The sequence below is a fragment of the Streptomyces sp. NPDC127119 genome (genome assembly GCF_042677425.1).
Classification (GTDB): domain Bacteria; phylum Actinomycetota; class Actinomycetes; order Streptomycetales; family Streptomycetaceae; genus Streptomyces.
In genome coordinates this window covers 19,585-37,809 of the sequence record NZ_JBHXTO010000003.1, presented here as the reverse complement: position 1 = coordinate 37,809, position 18,225 = coordinate 19,585, and the positions used below count along the sequence as shown (strand labels likewise).

Here is an 18,225-nt window from a genome sequence, read left to right as displayed (position 1 = left end):
GGGACTCCCCTGGATGGCTTATGGTTCCCGGAGGGCCGTCTGGTCTGCTGACGAAGGATGTGCTCGTGGCTGGTGGGGGCGTTTCGGACCGTTTGGTCGAGTTGCTGTCCGTGCAGGGGGAGGACCTCGGCGCGAGCTGGGCGGACAAGGTGACCGGCCGGCTGGGTGGGCGTGTGAGCCGCGCGGAGATTCACCATGAGCTCCAGGAGATCTATACGGCGCTGGTGGCCGCGCTCGGCAGCGGGAGCCTGGACGGGCACGGTGACGCGTACGGCGAAGTCCGTGCTCTGCTCACCGAGCTGTCGCGCAACCGGGCCCGGCAGGGTTTCACCCCGACGGAGACCGCGGTGAGCGTGTTCGCCCTCAAGGAGGTCCTGGAACCGGCCTTGTCGGGCAAGGGCAGCGACCTGCAGGCGTATCTGAAGTTCGCCGGGCTGCTGGACACGCTGGGCCTGTTCACCATCGAGGTCTACGCGGCCACGCGTGAGGAGCTGGTGGCGGCGCAGGCCGAGCAGCTTCTGGAGCTGTCGACGCCGGTGGTGAAGCTGTGGGACGGGGTGATCGGTGTCCCGCTGGTCGGGACCCTGGACTCGGCGCGCACGATGGTCGTGATGGAGAAGATGCTCCAGGCACTGATCGACACGGGTTCCGAGCACGCCATCATCGACATCACGGGTGTACCGGCGGTGGACACCGAGGTCGCCCAGCACCTGCTGAAGACCGTGGTGGCGGCCCGGCTGATGGGCGCCGAATGCACGATCTCCGGGATCCGCCCGCAGATCGCGCAGACCGTCGTCGCCCTGGGAATCGACTTCGGTGACATCGTCACCAAGGCCACGCTGGCCGACGCGCTGCGGCATGCGCTGCGCCGCTCGGGCGTCACCCTCTCGACCACGCCGCAGGCGCGTGCCCGGTGAGTGAGCGCGTCCCGGTCCTGCAGATCGGCCAAGTACTGCTGGTCTCCATCCAGATCGATCTGGACGATCAGTCGGTGCTGGCGCTCCAGGACGACCTGGCGGCCAAGGTCGTCGAATCCGGCGCGCACGGGGTGGTCATCGACATCACCGCCCTGGACATCGTGGATTCCTTCGTCGGCCGGATGCTGGCCACGGTCGCCTCGCTCTCGCGTCTGCTGGACGCGCAGACCGTCGTGGTGGGCATGCGCCCCGCGGTGGCCATCACCCTGGTCGAGCTGGGCCTTTCGCTGGGCGGCGTGCGGACCGCGCTGACCCTGGAAAAGGGCCTGCAGGTGCTGGAGCGGGCGCATGTCTCGTCGCTGGGGGCCGCCGGCCCCGTAGGCGTGCTGCCGGATACCGCGGCAGGACGGTGAACGGCACTGCCGAGGCTCCTCAGCTGTTGGAGATCACGGCCAGTGCGGGCGTCGTACAGGCGCGTCAGCTGGCGCGCGCCCTGGCCCAGGAGTGTCGCTTCTCCCTGGTGGAGCAGACGAAGCTGATCACCGCCGCCAGCGAGCTGGCCCGCAACACGCTGATACACGGCGGCGGTGGCAGCATGGCGGCCCAGCTGGTGGACGAACGCGGCCGTCGCGGAGTACGCCTCGTATTCAGCGACAGCGGTCCGGGCATTGTTGACGTGGAACTGGCCCTGACCGACGGCTGGACCTCCGGCGGCGGTATGGGCCTGGGGCTGTCCGGTTCCAGGCGGCTGGTCGATGATTTCGTTCTGGACACCACCGCGGGGCAGGGAACCACAGTGACCATCACCAAGTGGGTGCGATGACCGGCCCGGGCGTCATACAACTGGTGGACTGCGAGGACGTGGCCTGGTTCCGTGACGGGTCAGAAGGCGCCCGTGGTGCCGCCGCCGCTCTGGGGCGGCGCGTCGGTCTGGGTGAGCAGCGCACGGCCGAGCTGGTACTGGCCGTGACGGAACTGGTCACCAACCTCACCAAGCACGCCGTCGACGGCTCTCTGCTGCTGCGCGTCCTGCGCAGCGACACCACGGCCGGGGTGGAAGTGGTGACCGTGGACGCGGGCCCCGGGATGGCGGACGTACCGGCAGCCCTGCGGGACGGCATGTCGACGCTCGGCACCCTGGGCATCGGCCTGGGTGCCATCCATCGGCTGGCCGATTCCCTGCACATACACTCCCGACCCGGTCTGGGCACGGTGCAGCTCGCCCGGTTCTGGCCCCGTCCTGTGCCTCCCCGCGTGGCCGGAGAACCCTCCGTCGGAGGCGTCACCCGGCCAATCAGCGGCGAGGAGGTCTGCGGCGATGCCTGGGCCGCGCGAACAGACACCGGCGTAGCGGCGCCACCGGTCCCGACCGAGAAGGCCGCCGACCTGTATCCGTCGGCCTCCGCCGTCCCCAACTGGGCGGACCTGACCGGGTTTCGGTCACCTGCGGCACGGACGCGGACGGCCTTGCGACAGCAGTCTTCCCTGCCTGCGGAAGCAACAGGGCGTTCCGCGCCCGTGCGTGCCTCTGTCGCCGGTCCGGGCCCTGGCGTGCTGGTGATGTCCTGCGACGGGCTGGGCCACGGACCGATGGCCGCCGCGGCAGCGCAAGCCGCTGTCCGCGCCTTCAGGACGGAGACGGCGGCCCGCACCCCGGAACAGGTGATGGAGCAGGTACACCGGGCGCTGCGCGGCACCCGCGGCGCGGCGGTGGCCATCGCCCGCCTGGAGCCCGACGGCCGCCTGCTGTTCTGCGGTGTCGGGAACATCACCGCCGCGCTGGTCACCCGCACCTCCCGCACCACGCTGCTGTCCCACCCGGGCATAACGGGCCATCAGATGCGCCAGCTGCGCACCTACGAGCATCACTTGCCCGCCGACGCCGCCCTGGTGATGCATTCCGACGGCCTCAGTGACCGCTGGAGCCACACGGATCTGGCAGGACTGCTGCACCACCCGCCCGCCGTGATCGCCACCGCACTGATGCGCCAGTCCGGAACCCGTCGCGACGACGCCAGTGCGGTGATCGCCAAGACGCCCCAGTGAAGGCGCAGGGGGCGTCTGGGAGCGGGTGTTCACCGTCCTGATGGCTCAGGCGGACGCCGATGAGGACCCCGGTCGGACGATTTCGGCGGACTCCACGTCTGCACTGCTCTCCTTCGGTCACCGATGAGTTTCGGTGAGCCCGGCGGTCCAAGTCGGTACACCTGACAAAGGGCCTGCCGAAGGGCCTGACAAAGGGAGAATCCGATGGGCACGACGCGCTCGCATCCGAGGACTCACATCGCCCGCCGCATGTTCGAGCTCCTGGAGCCGATCTGCCTGGTCACCTTCTTCGCCGACGAGTGCAACGAGGAACTGGCCGCACTCGGCCACCGCACCTACTGGGACGGCTACTTCGCCAGCCGTGCCGCACCACTGGGACGGGTGCCGGCCCAGGTCGTGCACGCGGCCTTCTACAACTTCGCCGACGGGGAGGCCGCACGGCACATCCCCAGCGCCTGGGAGACGATCCCGCCCGAGGCCTCCGTCGCCGCACGGTTGCGGGGCAGCGCGGCCTCCCTGCGGCGCATCCTCGGCGACGAGCTGGCCGGCTCCCCGGGCCTGGCGCGCGCCGCTGACCTGACCACCAAGGCCGCGACGAGCGCCCCCACCGAAGGCCGGGTGATGTACGCCGGCATGCGCACCCTTGAGGTGCCCGGCGAGCCCGTCGCCCGGCTGTGGCACTCCGCGACCATGCTGCGCGAGCACCGCGGTGACGGGCACATCGCCGCTCTCGTCGGCGCGCGTATCGGCGGCACGGAGGCCCATGTGCTCTCCGCTCTGGAACAGGGCATCCACCCCCCGGAGTCGTTCGGACGCATCCATCACCTGCCGAAAGAGCGCCTGGCCGCGGTCATGGACGGCATGCGCGCACGCGGACTCGTCGACATCGACGGCCACTTCACCGACGTCGGCCGCGCGACCAAACAACGCATCGAGACCCTCACCGACGAACTCGCCACCCCGCCCTACGACGCCCTGTCCCCCGCCGAACTCGACGAACTGATCACCGAGCTCGAACCCATCACCGCGGCCTTGGTGACCACAGGTTCGCAGTGACCAGCCTGCGGCCGAGGCCCGCAGAAAGGGGCCCCGGCCGGCGAACCCGGCTTCACCAAGGTCCCCGTCTTCACCAAGGTCAGGGCCCGCCCGTGTGTCTCCCGACGGGGCCGGCCGCGTACCGGACCGGACGTGATCCCGGCGGACCCGGCGGACAGGAAGCAGCCAGGTCAGGCGGAGACGCTCCGGACTGCTTCGCGGATGAGGTCCGCGACCTTCTTGGGGTGCGCGAGCATGACCAGGTGGGACGAGTCGACCTCGGTCGTGGTCATACCGGCGCGCTCGTAGCCGAAGCGCTCGACGTCGGGGTTGATGGTGTGGTCCGAGGAGGACACCAGGCCCCAGGACGGCTTGGTCTTCCAGGCCGCGGCCGGGGCCGCCTCGCCGAAGGCCGCGCCGGCCAGCGGACGCTGGGAGACCGCGAGCACCTTGGCCAGCTCCGGGTCCACGTCGGCCGCGAAGATGGCGGGGAACTTGTCGATCTCGACGGTGACATCCGTGCCGGGCTCGTCCGATCCCTCGACCGGGAACGGCGTGTACACCAGGGCCGAGGCGAGGTCGGAGTCGGGGAAGCGACCCTGCAGCTCGCCGAGGCTCTCACCCTCCTCAAGGGCGTAACCGGCCAGGAAGACCAGGCCCTTCACGTTGTCCTCGACACCCGCGACGGTGATGACGGCACCGCCGTAGGAGTGCCCCACCAGGACGACGGGGCCGGGTACGGCGCGTACGACCGAGGCGATGTAGGCGGCGTCGCCGGTCAGGCTGCGGTTGGGTACGGCCGGGACGAGCACCTTCAGGCCGTCGGCCAGCAGCTCGGGGACGACCCGGGCGAAGCTGGACGCGTCGGCGAAGGCGCCGTGCACCAGGACGACGGTGGGCGTGGAGTCGGTCATGGGAGTTCCTTGTCGTCGGTTGCGTGCGGTCCGAGATGTCTCAGGCGCGGGCGGCCGTCGCGCGCGGATGTTGGTCCGTTGTGGACGTTCGTCCCCGGTGGACGTTCATCCGTGGTGGACGTCCACCCGTGGTGACGGCCTCGCCCGGCTCAGCCCGCGTACAGGGCCTCGTGCAGCGTGCGTACGGCCAGGGAGATGGCCGTGTCGGCGGCGTGGGTCTCGCGCAGGGCGTTGAGCATCACGAAGTCGTGGATGACGCCCTGGAAGCGGACGGCGGTGACGGCCACGCCGGACTCGCGCAGCTTGTTGGCGTAGGCCTCGCCCTCGTCGCGCAGGACGTCGGCCTCACCCGTGATGACCAGGGCCGTGGGCAGACCCGTGAGCTGCTCCGTGGTGGCGCGCAGCGGGGACGCGGTGATCTGGGCGCGCTCGGCCTCGTCGGTCGTGTACTGGTCCCAGAACCACTGCATGCCGTCGCGGCGCAGGAAGTAGCCCGTGGCGAACTGGTGGTAGGAGTTGGTGTCGAAGTTCGCGTCGGTCACCGGGTAGAACAGCACCTGCTGGAGCAGCGGGACTCCGCCGCGCTCCTTCGCCATCAGGGTGAGGGCGGCGGCCATGTTGCCGCCGACCGAGTCACCGGCCACGGCGATCCGCGTGGGGTCCAGGTCCTTGGTCGCGCCCTGCTCGACGACCCAGCGCGCCACGGTCCAGTTCTGCTCGATGGCGACCGGGTAGCGGGCTTCGGGCGAGAGGTCGTACTCGGGGAAGACGACCGCGGCGTTGGCGCCGACGGCCAGTTCGCGCACGAGGCGGTCGTGGGTGTGGGCGTTGCCGAAGACCCAGCCGGCGCCGTGGATGTAGATGATGACCGGCAGGGTGCCCGTGGCGCCGGCGGGCTTCACGATGCGTACCCGGACGGTGCCCGTGGGGCCGCCCGACACCGTGATCCACTCTTCGTCGATCGCCGGCTTGGCGATCTCGCCGGACTGCACCTCGTCGACGGCCTTGCGGCCGTCCGCGGGGGCGAGGTCGAAGAGGTAGGGCGGGTTGGCGGTCGCCTCGGCGAAGGCAGCGGCGGCGGGTTCGAGCACGGGCTCCACGGGCGTGAAGGCTTCGGACATGTGCGTCTCCTGGGACTGCGTGGGCCCCCGGTCGGTCCGGCGCCCTTGAGGCCACCGTAGAAACGCTGTGCGCCCGGCAGTTGTCCCCGAGTGCACTCCTGTCGCCCCCGGAGTGCGGGTGCGGGGCGAGTGCGGGTACGGGGACGGCGACGGGTGAGGTCGCGGACGTGGTCCTCTGTGAGGTCGGTGCGCTGGAGGGGTGGTGGTGCGCTGGGGGGAATGCGCTCTGGGTGAGCGAGTGCGCTCCAGGGCCGGTGCCAGTGCGCGCACGGGACACCCCGCCGCTCGGACCGCTCCTAACGTGGCGGCTCGGCGGGTGACATCCCCGCCCGGACCGGACCCACTCGGGAGCACCATGAACGCCACCACCACCGACTCCCCCTGGGCGCCGCTCGCGGCACGTGTCTTCCGGGCGCTGTGGATCGCCCAGCTGGTCTCCAACATCGGCACCTGGATGCAGACGGTGGGCGCCCAGTGGCTCCTCGTCGGGGACAGTGCCGCGCTGATGACGCTGGTGCAGACGGCCGCCGGCCTGCCCGTCGTCCTGCTGGCGCTGCCCTCCGGGGTGATCGCCGACCGCTTCGACCGGCGTACGGTGCTGGTGACCGCGCAGTTCGCGATGCTGGCGGTGTCCGGCGTACTGGCCGTACTCGCGTTCCTGGACGCCCTGTCGCCGACGGTCCTGCTGCTCCTGACGTTCCTGCTGGGCTGTGGCACCGCGCTGATGGGCCCGGCCTGGCAGGCGATCCAGCCCGAGCTGGTGGAGCGGGAGCGGCTCGGTCAGGCGGCGGCCCTCGGGGCGGTGAACATGAACCTTGCCCGTGCCGTCGGCCCCGCGCTCGGCGGGGCGGTGGTCGCGGCGGCGGGCGCGGGCTGGGTCTTCGCCTTCAACGCCGCGTCCTATCTGGGCATCGCGACCGTCCTGCTGCTGTGGCGGCGCCCCGCCGCGGCGACCGCGCCACCCGCCACGAACGAGGGGCTGCTGGCCGCCCTGTACGCCGGCCGCCGCTACGTCTGGAACGCACCCGGCATCCGCCGGGTCCTGCTGCGCACGCTCCTGTTCATCCCCGGCGGCGCCGCCCTGTGGGCCCTGCTGCCGCTGACCGCGAGCCGCTCACTCGGCCTCGGCTCCGGCGGCTACGGACTGCTCCTCGCGGCGGTGGGCGTCGGCGCGGTGGGCGGAGCCTTCCTGCTGCCCCGCGCCCATCGTGTGCTGGGCGCCAACGGCACCCTCGCGGTCGGCGCCCTGATGTTCGCCGGGGTCCTCGCGGTGCTGGCCACCGTCCACACCCCGTGGCTGGTCGCGCTCGCCCTGCTCCCCGCGGGCCTCGCCTGGATCGCCGTCCTGTCCACGCTCAACGCGGCCGTGCAGACCCGGCTCCCCGGCTGGGTCAGGGCCCGCGGCCTCTCGGTCTATCTCCTGGTCTTCCAGGGCGGGCAGGCGCTGGCCGCTCCCCTGTGGGGCACGGTCGCCGACTGGATCGGGCTGAGCGCCTGTCTGCTGATCGCCGCCGCCACGATGCTGCTGAGCGCGGCGAGCGTACGGCGGTGGCCGCTGCGGAACGCCGAAGGCATCAACCCCTCGCCGTCCGACCACTGGCCGGCCCCTCCCCTGGTGTTCGCGCCCGGGGAGGCGGACGGCCCGACAGGACCGGTCCTGGTCTCCGTCGTCTACCGGGTCCAGGCGGAGCACTGGGCCGAGTTCACGGACCGGATGCACCGCGTGGCCCGTTCCCGGCGCCGTACCGGAGCCCTGTCCTGGGGTCTCTACCAGGACGGCCACGTCCCGGAGCGGTTCGTCTAGAACTACCTGGTCTCCTCCTGGGCCGAGCACCTGGACCAGCACCACGTCCGGCTGACGGCCACCGACCGCCGGTTCGAGGAGGAGGCGCGGGCGCTGCTCACCCCGGGCAGCGCGCCCGAGGTGACACACGCCTTCGACACCTCGGCGGGACCGCCGGTACGGCCCACGTCCCCAGCGACGGGAATCGAGGACAAGCAGGTCAGAAGTCCTCGGATTCGGGGATGACGTGCATCGCGGCCTCCTCCGCCGAGGCCCCGGCGCCGTCCAGGCCGCGGTCGGAGGCGAACAGGTCGGACTCGGTCACCTCGTGCGTGCCCTCGTCCGGCGCGAGGAGCCGGCCGGCCCGGACGTCGCCGACCTCGTCGTCGACGAGCTCGCCGTCCGTGTCCTCGCTGTCGCCGAGGTCGTCGCCCTCCGGGACGCCGATGTCCGGCACCTCCTCGGCCAGACGCTCGTCGAGGGTCTCCCCACGCTGCGCCTCCGCCGCCGTCACGCCCGTGTGCTCCACGGCCCAGGGCCGCTCCGGCGGCGAGTAGCCCTCGTCCAGGGCTTCCGTGCCGGCCCGGTAGTCCAGGGTGTCCGACGCGTCCAGTACGCCCGCGTCGTCCTGCACCTCCGAACCGTCCGGCTGGTAGACGTCGTCACCCATCGTCTCGTCAGTCATGTGCGCTCCATCGTTGTCGGGGTCGTGCAGATCGATCCGGCCGTCGCCCGGAAAGGGTAGAGGGCCTGCGGCTCGTCGTACGTGCAGTCGTACGCGTAGTCGCGGTCAGAAAGGGGCAGACAGAGACTCGGCCGTGTCGGAGGGGTTCCCGGGGTGTCGGTCCTCCGCCCGGACCGCGCCCGCGGCCCTGCGCCACTGCGCCGGCGACATCCCGTACACGTCGCGGAACGCGCGGCTGAAGTGGGACGGGCTGGTGAAGCCCCAGCGGACGGCCACTGCGGCCACGGGACGGTGGGCCGTCGAGGGGTGGACGAGTTCCGCGTGGGCCGCTTCCAGTCGCCGGGTACGTACCCAGGCGCCCACGGTGGTGTCGTGCCGCTGGAAGAGCTGGTGCAGATAGCGCAGCGAGATGCCGTGCCGGTCGGCGATGCTCTGGGGGCCGAGGCCGGGTTCGCCCAGGCGGGTGCGGACGGACTCGGTGATCCGGTCCCACAGGTCCGCCGGTTCGGTCGGCCGTCCGGCCTGTTCGAGGGCCACGGTCGCCAGGATGTCGACGACGGTACGGGCGAGTTGCTCACGCCGGGCTGGCCCGGCCCGCGCGACCTCGTCGACGAGTCCGTCGAGCAGCGGCAGCAGCAGCCCGGCGGCGCCCTCCGCGGTCTCGTCCACCACCGTGGCCGTTAGGGCGTGAAGTTGCCGTTCCTCCAGGCGCAGCAGGGCCCGGGGCACCATGAGGATGCGGGCCCGCTGCCGCTCGGGGAGCACGATCCGAAAGGGGCGCCGGGCGTCGAGGAAGGCCAGGTCGCCGGGGCGGAGTTCGGCGGTGCGGCCGTCCTGGAGCAGCCGGGCGGTGCCCTCCAGCTGGCGGCGGACCAGGAGGTGGGTCCGCGGGTCGGCGGCGACCGAGGCGGCCCCGCGCAGGACGGTTCCGGGGCCGAACTCCTGGGTGGCGATCTGGAGCGCGCCGAGCCGGTCGGCGGTCAGTTCGCCGTCCCACGGACGGTCCTGCTCGACGGTGACCTCGACGTCCACGAAGGTCCGTGAGAGGGCGCGCTGCCAGGAGGGGAGACGGTCGGCGGGCACCAGGTCCCGGGTGGAGCAGGACGCCCAGGGGGCGTGGCCGGTCAGCATGACGCCGTTCCTGCCCATACCCGGTCCCGCCAGTCCGTCGGTGACAGCCCGAAGGCGTTTCGGAAGGCCTTGCCGAGCCCGGCCGGGCCGGTGAACCCCCAGCGCTTGGCGACCTGGCCCAGGCTGACGGAACCCGGCGGCCGGGCCGCGAGCTCCTTGCGGCATTCCTGCAGTCGCTGTTCGCGGATCCACCGGCACACGGTGCTGTCCTCGGCCTCGAACAGCCGGTGCAGACGGCGGACCGAGATGCCGTGCGCACCGGCGATGACGGACGGCGTCAGCCCGGGGTCCGAAAGGTGCCAGCGGATGTATGTCCGGACGCGCAGCAGGAGCACGCCGTCGGCGCCCGGCAGTTCGGCGGGGTCCGCCCCCAGCTGGTCCGCCGCGGTCGCCGCCATGAGGTCGATGACGCTCTCGGCCAGCCGGTCGGCCGTCGGCGTCGCGTACGACGCCGAGGTGTCCGCCAGCCGGTCCAGCATCGGGGCGAGCAGTGCGGGGAGGCCGCCGCTCGGGCGTACCGAGCGGCCGGTGAGCTGCCGCAGGCCGCCGTCGGGGAGCTGCAGCAGCACGCGCGGAACCGCGAAGATCTTCATCCGGAAGCGTTCCGGGAAGACGGTGCGGAAGGGGCGGACGGTCTCGAAGAACCCGATGTCCCCGGTCCGCAGTTCGGTGGTGCGGCCGTCCTGTTCGACCTGGGCCCGGCCGGCGCTCTGCACGGCCACGAAGACCTGGCGTCCGTCGCCGCGGGCGATGGAACGCGGCGTCCGGTGGACCTGGCCGGGGTCGCACTCCACTGTGGTGATCTGCATGTTTCCCAGGTGGTCCGTCCGCAGGGCGGCGTCGTAGGCACGGCCTTCGGTGGTGATGTCCATCCCCACCAGGGTGTCGAACACGGCGTCGTGCCAGTAGTCCAGGCTCTCGCTCGGCGCGACCGAGCGGGTGGTCAGCACGGTGCTTCGCCCGCTCGCCGGTGCGGCCGGGCGCAGACGCCTCTCCTCGTGGGAGTGGGAGTCGATCGCGGTTGGCATACCGCCAGCATGGCGCGGCGGTGCCGGGCCGCGCATCAGTCGGCCGACTGCTCTCGGTCCGCCACGATGGCGATCGTCACGATGGTGATCGTTTCGAACGCGTACGCAAGAAGGCGCATCCGGTCAGGATCGCCGCCCGCGTGGGCTCGCTCTCGGCCAGGGCATGCAGTGCCACGAAGTCGTGGATCGTCCCGAGGAACCGTACGGACGCCGCCTCGACCCCGGCCTCGGACATCCGGCGCGCGTACTGCTCGCCCTCGTCGCGGGCCACGTCGGCCTCGGCGGTGACGACCAGCGCGGGCGGCAGCCCCGCCAGCTCCTCCGTGCGCGCCCGCAGAGGTGCCGCGGTGGGTTCGCTCCGCCGCGCGGGGTCGGCGACGTACCGCGTCCAGTAGGCGCGCAGTGCCTGGCGTGTGAGGAGGTAGCCGGTGGCGAACTGCCGTTGCGAGGCGCTGTCGCAGCGGGCGTCGGTGAGCGGGTAGTAGAGCAGCTGCGCCCCGATCCGCGGACCGTTGCGGTGCTTCGCCAGCATCGTGACCGCGGCTGCGAGCGTGGCCCCGCCGCAGTCCCCCGCCACCGCCAGCCGGTCGGGATCCAGCGCGAGGCCGTCGGCCTGGGAGACGGCCCAGCTCAACAGGGCGTAGCACTCCTCCAGGGCCACCGGGTAGCGGGCCTCGGGGGCGCGGCTGTACTCCGGGACCAGGGCGCACATCCCCGCCCCGGTGACGAGTTCGCTGATGAGCCGGGCATGGGTCTGTGCGTCGCCGAGCGCCCATCGGCCACCGTGCAGGTACAGCAGGGCCGGCAGCGGGCCGGACACTCCGGCCGGGCGGACGGTCCAGAAGCCGAGCAGCCCGGACGGGCCGACCGGTGCCACGCGGAAGACCGCGTCGACGTCGAAGTCCTCGAACCGTTCGGGCTGGGTCTCCCGCAGGGCCCGCCGCGCCGTGTCCGGGCCGAGGTCGTCGAGAGAGGGCGGGGTGGCGGAGGCGGTGATCAGGCGCTGCACGACGTGGTCGAGGGTCACAGCCGCACCCGGCTCTCCGGGTCTCATGGGCTCTCCTCCGACCGTTCTGTGGCCGCTCTCACCGGTCCTGTACCAGGTCACGGAGCTGATGACGGCTACTGATGCCGAGCTTGGGATACACGTTGTACAGATGCGAGCCTACGGTGCGCGGTGAGAGGAAGAGCCGCTCCCCTATCTCGCGGTTCGACAGACCGCTCGCGGCGAACTGGACGATCTGCCGCTGCTGTGCCGTCAGTTCCTCCAGCGGACCCGCGCTCGTGGGGGCCGGTGCGGCGCCGCTGGCGCGCAGCTCGATGCGGGCGGCGGCCGCGAGGGCGCCGGCGCCGAGGCGTTCCGCGGTCTCCAGGACCGTGGTCAGCTGTCGGCGTGCCTCCAGGGTACGGCGCCGGCGGCGCAGCCGGATGGCGTAGTCGAGGCGGACATGACCGCGCTCCCACGGCCATCGGCCGGCCCCGTGATTGACGAGCGCGAGCTGGAAGTGCTCCTCGGCCTCGCCGTCCGGGCCGACCATGGCGGCGGCGTGGTGCATGAGCAGCGTCATCCTGGTGCTCGGGCGCTCCCCCTGCTCGGCACGGACCCGTTCCAGGATCGGCAGCGCCTCGGCGGAGTGCCCGGTGCGCTGGGCGGCGACCGCGAGTTCGGCGATGCTCCGCGCGGACAGGTGGGGGTGCAGCGGCGCTCCGTCGGCGGTGAACAGTTCGCGCAGGTGCCGCCAGGCTCCTTCCATGTCCCCCTGCGCGAGGGCGGCGAGTCCGCGGGCACGCAGCAGCCGGGCGTGCGTGGCCCGGTTCTCGTCCAGGCCGACGGCACGCCACACGGCGGGGGTGAGCCGGAGCGTCTCCGTGAGGGTTCCGCGCAGCGCCCGGACGGTGAGTGCCTGTGCCTCCAGATCGGCCTGGAGGCGGGGCAGACGCAGTACCTCGGCCTCGGTCAGGGCGTCCTGGATGACGGTCTCGGCCTCCGGAAACCGTCCGATGGCCAGGAGGGTGTCGATGAGAGGGAGGACCGACCAGCCGCGCAGTCCGAAGGCTCGGGCGGCCCGCAGCCGGTCGTCGGCCGTACGCGACTGCCCCAGGTCCACGTCCGCCTCGTCCGCGTGGCGGGCCACTGTGGCGAGGACCGCACGGGCGGCCGGCGCGTCCGGTCCGGCGGGCTGGGCGTCCGGTCCCGCGGGCGAGGCGCCGTGCGGGCGGCCGAGGCCGGAGTGCGAGCCGGTGGCGGACTCCGGCCGGGCCACCACCGTGACCAGTGCTTCCAGTGCCCGTCGTGCATGCGGGGTGTCCAGGCGGAGCAGTGGGCCGGCCGCAGCGGGGTGCCACCGCGCGGACGCCTCGGCCTGCTGGGCGCGGTCGAGCAGTGTGGACAGGGCGGCCGTGTGCTCCGGCAGACCGGACTGGTCGGCGATGGCCGCCGCGAGGCCCGCGAGCGCGAGCGCGTGGGTCCGGTCGATCACCGGAAAGTGTTCGGCGACATCGGCCAGCACTTCGAAGGCCTCGCGCTGGGCGGACTCCTGGGAGAGGACGGAGGCCAGGGCGCCTGCGGCGGCACAGAGGAGTTCCGGGTCGGGTGCCTGGTCGGCTTCCGGGTCGGCCTTCGGGTGGGTTTCCGGGTCGGGTACCGGATCTGCACCCGGGTCGGCCTTCGGTTCGACTTCCGGATCGGCTTCCGGATCGGCTTCCGGATCGGCTTCCGGATCGGCTTCCGGATCGACGAACTCCCGGACGAGCCCTCCGTACAGCTCCCGTACCCAGCCGGGATCGCCCACCATGTGGGCCGCCGTCAGGGCTTCGGCCAGCCGACGCGCCCGTTTCGACCGGTGCGGGCTGAGCCGGGCCGCCTGCTCCAGGGCGTGCGCTGCCGCCACCGCGTCCCCGCGCCGCCAGGCGGACTCCGCCAGCAGGGCGGCGACGAACGCGTTGGGTCTCACGGTGGTGGCGGCCAGATGGCGGGCCCTGGCCTCGGGCAGCACGGCGATCTTCGCGAGGTCACGGTGTGCCTGCTGGCGTTCGCCGGCCGGACGCCTCAGATACGCGGCCGATCGCGCCAGCGGATGCCGGAAATCGAGCCGGTCCTCGACCAGTACGACCATATCCGCGGCCTCCGCCGGTGCCCACACCGCGAGGTCGTCGGTGCCCAGGGCCGCCATGACGGCGCCGACGGTCTCGCCGGGCCCGGCGGCCGCCGCGTACAGCAGGGCCCGGCGTGTCGGCGCGGGAAGCGCGTCCAGTCGTACGCCGAAGACGTGCTCCGCAGGCGGGTGCCGCGTCACTCCGGTGAGCGCGGGCACACCGCGGCTCAGTTCCACGAGGGCCAGTGGATTTCCCTCGGCCTCCGCGAGGATCTCCAGCCGGTGCCGGCCCGTGGGTGCCGACGGCTGCCGGTCGAGGAGCGCGGCGGCCGGGGCGTCGCTCAGCGGGCCCAGTCGCAGGGTCTCGGAGCCGGGCGGCGGTCCGGGAAGGTCCGTCTCGTGCCGGGCGGCGAGCAGCAACGTCAGCGCACTACCGGACAACAGCCGGACCGCGGTGAACAGTGCGTCCAGGAAGGTGCGGTCGCACAGGTCGGCGTCGTCCACGCACACCAGCACCGGCCGGTCCGCGGCGAGCCGGTCCAGCAAGGCCGTCACCGCGGAGTGCAGCTCCGCCCGGTCGCCGTCGTCCGCTCCCGGTAGGGCCGTCAGCACCCGTTGTTGCGCGGTAGGCAGGGCAGCGAGCTCGCCTCGCACCGGCGCTGCCAGCAACTGCTGCAAGCAGGCTTGCGCGTGCCCCGGATCCTCGGCCCAGCCCTGCGCGGACAGCACCAGTACGCCGTCGGAGGCGGCCCGCTCCCGAACGTACCGGAGTACGGTCGACCGCCCGATCCCCTCCTCGCCGAGGAGCAGCAGCGTCTGAGAGGTACCGGGCTCGCGCGTCACGCACCGCAGGATCCGCTCGACCTCGCCGTCCCGGCCCAGGACGACGGCCTCGTGGCCGGCCACGGGCTGCTGGGGCGGGTGGAGCGTCATGCACGTACTCCTGGGGCGGTGCGTTTTCCCTTACCTGAGGATTGTCGCCGAGACAGGGGCGAGACCGCTTCTGTCAGGTGACTGGTCACCGGCCCAGGTGACCGGCCTAGACAGCACCGACCACGTCCAGGCGCTCCCCGATGCGCCTCTCTCCGAGGACGCGGCTCCGCTGCTCTGCGCCGACAGGACGGCGTTCTCCCCACTCCTGGACTTGGTGGATGGAGACGAATACCCCGTGGTCGCTGGCAGCCGCCTGGGACTGGATGGAGGAATGCGCGCGCTCCGCAGACGCCGCGGTGCGAGGGACCGACTCGTGGGTTCCTCCTGTCGCGGAGGAGTTGGTGCTGGCCGCCAGGGCGAGCGCGTTGAGTCAGTGGTATCCGTTCAGCAGCCACAACTGCCTTCGGTGCGAGGACGGCCCCGCGTTCCGGATGCCTGGCGCACAAGACGTGAAGGAGCTTGCGGGGTCCATCTCCTTCGACTCCGACGGACCGCAGGGCCGTCCTGTCTTCCGCATCTGGAGCGGCCTCCTCCTCCGGAGGCCCGACCCCGTTGCCAAGCCCCGCACGGAGTGGCCGGTTCTCGCGCGTGGAGCCTCTCGGTCCTCAACTACGCTGCGGGCTTCAAGACCGGACAGAACGTAAGGAAGATCGCAAGACGGACATGCGGTGGGGCGAGACGGGGAGGGGCCATGAGGGTCTACGAGGCCATCGTCAAAGGGCTGGAAGGGATCGGGGTGAAGACCGCCTTCGGCGGTGCCGGGGAGAGTGTCGCCGACCTGATGCTGGCCCTGGAGGAGTCGCGGCGGATCCGGACGGTCATCACCCGTAACGAGCAGGCCGCGTCCTTCATGGCCTGTGGTGAGGCCATGTACACGGACCGGCTGGGTTTCTGCTTCGCGACGGCGGGCCCGGGCGCGTTCAACCTGATATCCGGGCTGGGTGTGGCGATGACCGACTCCTATCCGGTGCTGGCCGTCTCGGGTTACGCGCGGATGGAGTGGGAGGGGTGGGGGGCGCTCAACGAGACCTCGGGGGTGCACCGTACGGCCGACTCCCGGACCATCTTCGCGGCCACGACCAAGAAGTCGTTCCTGATCTCCGACCCGTCCGACACCTGTGATGTCCTGGAGGAGGCCGTCAACATCGCTCTGGGCGGACGGCCAGGACCGGTGCACATCCATGTGGCCAGTGACCTGAACGAGCGCGGCACCGAGGTGAAGAACTTCCGGCCGCTACGGCTCGACGTGGCGCCGGTACGGCCCGACCCCGCGCGGGTGGAGGAGATCGCGTCGGTTCTGGCGGACGCGCTCGGCCGGCGGAAGAAGATCGTGCTGCTCGCGGGCTTCGGCGCGGTACGCAGCGGGGCCGGGCCGGAGATCAGGCGGCTGATCGAGCGGTTCCAGATCCCGTTGGTCACCACGCTGGACGGCAAGGGCATCGTGTCGGAAGGGCATCCGCTCGCCGTGGGGGTCTTCGCCGACAGCGGTCACTCCAGCGCCTGGAAGGCCTTCCGTGAGGCCGATGTCGTCCTGGCCGTCGGGAACTCCTTCAACCAGCACGCCACCTTCGACTTCCGCGGCGACCTGTTCGAGGACAAGCAGCTCATCCATGTGAACATCGACGCGAACGAGTTCAAGAAGAGGTACCGGGCCGACCACACCCTGGTGTCCGACGCCCGCGAAGCGGTGGCGGCACTCGTCGACGCGCTGGATCGGCGGGTCGGTGAGGTGCCGCAGGTCGAGGTCGACGGCCAGGACTACGAGGCCCGGCGCATCGTCCGCCTGCCCGGCAAGCTCCACCCCGGCCAACTCGCGCAGGCGATCGGCCGGATGCTGCCGCCGCAGGGGATCCTGCTGGGCGACGCGGGCGCCCACACGGCCTGGCTCGGCTACTACGTGGAGCTGGAGGACGGGCAGCACTTCCGCAAGGCCGGTTCCTACGGGCCGATGGCCGGAGCCGTCAACAGCGCCATCGGCGTACAGCTCGCACACCCGGGACGGACCGTCGTCGTCGGCTGCGGTGACGGGTGTTACGCGATGAGCGGGTTCGAGCTGATGACCGCGGTCGAGCACGAGATCCCCGTCATCTGGGTCATCTTCAACGACGAGGAATTCAAGCTGATCAAGCTCTATCAGCTGTCCCAGCACGGCGAGTCCGGTCTGACCGAATTCCGGAACCCGGACTACTCGGCGTACGCGCGCGCCTGCGGTGCGGACGGCTACCGGGTGGAGACGCTCGACGAGTTCGAGGACGCGTTCCGCAGGGCGCTGGGCTCCGGCCGGCCCACGCTGATCGACGCCCACATCACCCGGTGGGCCGTTCCGCACTACAGCCCCTCACCCGACGGTGTGATCGCCGGTCTCGTGGAGGGCGTCGAGGAACGCCTCCGGGAGAACTGAGAAGAACCGACACCACGAGGAACTAGAAAAGGAACCAGAAGGGGGGAGCCATGTCCAAAGCGGATCTGGTTCTGGAAGGCGGCGGGGTACGCGGTCTGGGCACCGCGGGTGCGGTGATCCGGCTACTGGAGGAGGGGTACAACTTCCAGCGCGTGGCGGGCACTTCGGTGGGCGCCGTCGCCGCGGCCTTCGTGGCGGCCGGCATGGAGGCGGAAGAACTGCGCGAGGTCATGGAGGACCTGGAACTGCACCTGATACCCGACCGGGACCGGCTCGGCAGGTGGCCGATGCCGGGCGTTCCGATGCTGAGCGAAGGCGTTTCACTACTCCGCCGGCACGGGGCCTACCAGGGCGCCTGGATCCACAACTGGACAGAGACCGTACTCGCCAGGAAGAAGGTCACCACCTTCGCCGACCTGCGCCGCGAGGACAGCGGTAACTCCGCGGAACTGACCGAGGACCAGAAGTACAAGCTGGTGGTGACGGCCACCGACGTCACACGCGGTCGGCTGCTGAGGCTTCCCTGGGACTACCACCTCTACGGCCTCAAGCCGGAGGAGCAGTCGGTGGCCGACGCCGTACGGATGTCCCTGTCGATTCCCTTCTACTTCCAGCCGCGCACACTCCCCCACGGCGAGTCCGGCCAGGATTCGGTGATCGTCGACGGCGGGGTGCTGTCCAACTTCCCCGTCGAGGTGTTCGACCGCACCGACGGGGAGAAGAGCCGCTGGCGGACGATCGGCGTACGCATCCTGCCCGACCTGCCCGCGGGCATCGCCCAGCTGTTCTCGCTCCCGGCCCTGAAGCTGTTCCCGTTGCTGCACCTGCTCCAGCAGGTCGTGACGACCGCCGTCGTGGGCAACGACCAGAGCCATCTGGACCGCCCCGGGGTACGGGACCGGACCATCGCCGTCGACCTCCCGGCCCTCGGCGTCACCGACTTCGGCCTGAACCCGGAGCAGCGACAGGAGGCCGTCCAACGCGGCTGGCACGCGGCCGACGCGTATGTGAAGCGGTGTCCCACTGATCCGGATGAGGGCTCGTGACTTCTGATCGGAGGTGACGACTCAGGACTTCTGATCCGGGGTGACGGTTCGTGACTTCTCAAGAACCAGCGGCTCGCAGCGAACGGCCCC

16 protein-coding genes are annotated in these 18,225 nt (G+C 71.6%); 8 read left to right on the top strand and 8 right to left on the bottom strand.

Going from position 1 to position 18,225, the window contains the following annotated elements; genetic code table 11:
- Window positions 1–65: 65 nt before the first annotated feature.
- The 5 genes from ACFVH5_RS02190 (at window position 66) to ACFVH5_RS02170 (ending at window position 4,019) form a co-directional block, all read left to right on the top strand.
- Window positions 66–917, top strand: coding sequence for an STAS domain-containing protein (locus ACFVH5_RS02190; RefSeq protein ID WP_385831356.1), 852 nt, complete (start codon window positions 66–68; stop codon window positions 915–917).
- Window positions 914–1,330 carry an STAS domain-containing protein gene (locus tag ACFVH5_RS02185; protein ID WP_385831354.1) on the top strand — a complete coding sequence of 139 codons (417 nt, stop codon included), beginning with the start codon at window positions 914–916 and terminating at the stop codon, window positions 1,328–1,330. The genes ACFVH5_RS02190 and ACFVH5_RS02185 overlap by 4 nt, the downstream gene beginning before the upstream one ends.
- The gene (locus ACFVH5_RS02180; protein WP_385831352.1) at window positions 1,327–1,740 is read left to right on the top strand and encodes an ATP-binding protein; all 414 of its coding nucleotides are present in this window, start codon (window positions 1,327–1,329) and stop codon (window positions 1,738–1,740) included. The genes ACFVH5_RS02185 and ACFVH5_RS02180 overlap by 4 nt, the downstream gene beginning before the upstream one ends.
- Entirely contained in the window at window positions 1,737–2,963 is a 1,227-nt protein-coding gene (locus ACFVH5_RS02175) for an ATP-binding protein (RefSeq protein WP_385831572.1), read from the top strand. Before ACFVH5_RS02180 ends, ACFVH5_RS02175 begins: the two co-directional genes overlap by 4 nt.
- 204 nt (window positions 2,964–3,167) lie before the next feature.
- Complete coding sequence (locus tag ACFVH5_RS02170) at window positions 3,168–4,019, top strand: MarR family transcriptional regulator (RefSeq protein ID WP_385831351.1); 852 nt, start codon at window positions 3,168–3,170, stop codon at window positions 4,017–4,019.
- Window positions 4,020–4,189: 170 nt separating this feature from the next.
- Here the strand turns inward: ACFVH5_RS02170 and ACFVH5_RS02165 are convergent, their stop codons facing one another.
- Together ACFVH5_RS02165 and ACFVH5_RS02160 are read right to left on the bottom strand one after the other, a co-directional pair.
- Window positions 4,190–4,912 carry an alpha/beta fold hydrolase gene (locus ACFVH5_RS02165; protein ID WP_385831350.1) on the bottom strand — a complete coding sequence of 241 codons (723 nt, stop codon included), beginning with the start codon at window positions 4,910–4,912 and terminating at the stop codon, window positions 4,190–4,192.
- Between the two features lie 149 nt (window positions 4,913–5,061).
- A complete protein-coding gene (locus tag ACFVH5_RS02160; RefSeq protein WP_385831349.1) occupies window positions 5,062–6,033 on the bottom strand; it encodes an alpha/beta hydrolase in 972 nt (323 codons plus the stop codon).
- A gap of 355 nt (window positions 6,034–6,388) precedes the next feature.
- Between ACFVH5_RS02160 and ACFVH5_RS02155 the strand changes: the two genes are divergently transcribed.
- On the top strand, window positions 6,389–7,837 hold the full coding sequence (locus ACFVH5_RS02155) for an MFS transporter (RefSeq protein ID WP_385831347.1): 1,449 nt from the start codon (window positions 6,389–6,391) through the stop codon (window positions 7,835–7,837).
- Window positions 7,838–7,839: 2 nt separating this feature from the next.
- Here ACFVH5_RS02155 and ACFVH5_RS02150 read toward each other — a convergent pair whose 3' ends face one another.
- The 6 genes from ACFVH5_RS02150 to ACFVH5_RS02125 form a co-directional block, all read right to left on the bottom strand.
- Window positions 7,840–8,031, bottom strand: coding sequence for a hypothetical protein (locus tag ACFVH5_RS02150; RefSeq protein WP_385831345.1), 192 nt, complete (start codon window positions 8,029–8,031; stop codon window positions 7,840–7,842).
- A 5-nt stretch (window positions 8,032–8,036) separates the two neighbouring features.
- Window positions 8,037–8,501, bottom strand: a complete 465-nt coding sequence (locus ACFVH5_RS02145; protein WP_385831343.1) for a DUF5709 domain-containing protein — start codon at window positions 8,499–8,501, stop codon at window positions 8,037–8,039.
- 105 nt (window positions 8,502–8,606) lie between these two features.
- Window positions 8,607–9,632, bottom strand: coding sequence for a helix-turn-helix domain-containing protein (locus tag ACFVH5_RS02140; protein WP_385831341.1), 1,026 nt, complete (start codon window positions 9,630–9,632; stop codon window positions 8,607–8,609).
- A complete protein-coding gene (locus tag ACFVH5_RS02135; protein WP_385831339.1) occupies window positions 9,626–10,660 on the bottom strand; it encodes a helix-turn-helix domain-containing protein in 1,035 nt (344 codons plus the stop codon). The genes ACFVH5_RS02140 and ACFVH5_RS02135 overlap by 7 nt, the downstream gene beginning before the upstream one ends.
- 76 nt (window positions 10,661–10,736) lie before the next feature.
- Window positions 10,737–11,714, bottom strand: coding sequence for an alpha/beta hydrolase (locus ACFVH5_RS02130; protein WP_385831338.1), 978 nt, complete (start codon window positions 11,712–11,714; stop codon window positions 10,737–10,739).
- Window positions 11,715–11,745: 31 nt separating this feature from the next.
- A complete protein-coding gene (locus ACFVH5_RS02125; protein WP_385831337.1) occupies window positions 11,746–14,688 on the bottom strand; it encodes an AAA family ATPase in 2,943 nt (980 codons plus the stop codon).
- A gap of 691 nt (window positions 14,689–15,379) precedes the next feature.
- Here ACFVH5_RS02125 and ACFVH5_RS02120 point away from each other — a divergent pair.
- Together ACFVH5_RS02120 and ACFVH5_RS02115 are read left to right on the top strand one after the other, a co-directional pair.
- The gene (locus tag ACFVH5_RS02120) at window positions 15,380–17,089 is read left to right on the top strand and encodes a thiamine pyrophosphate-binding protein (RefSeq protein WP_385831335.1); all 1,710 of its coding nucleotides are present in this window, start codon (window positions 15,380–15,382) and stop codon (window positions 17,087–17,089) included.
- Window positions 17,090–17,139: 50 nt separating this feature from the next.
- A complete protein-coding gene (locus ACFVH5_RS02115; RefSeq protein WP_385831334.1) occupies window positions 17,140–18,135 on the top strand; it encodes a patatin-like phospholipase family protein in 996 nt (331 codons plus the stop codon).
- Window positions 18,136–18,225 lie beyond the last annotated feature (90 nt).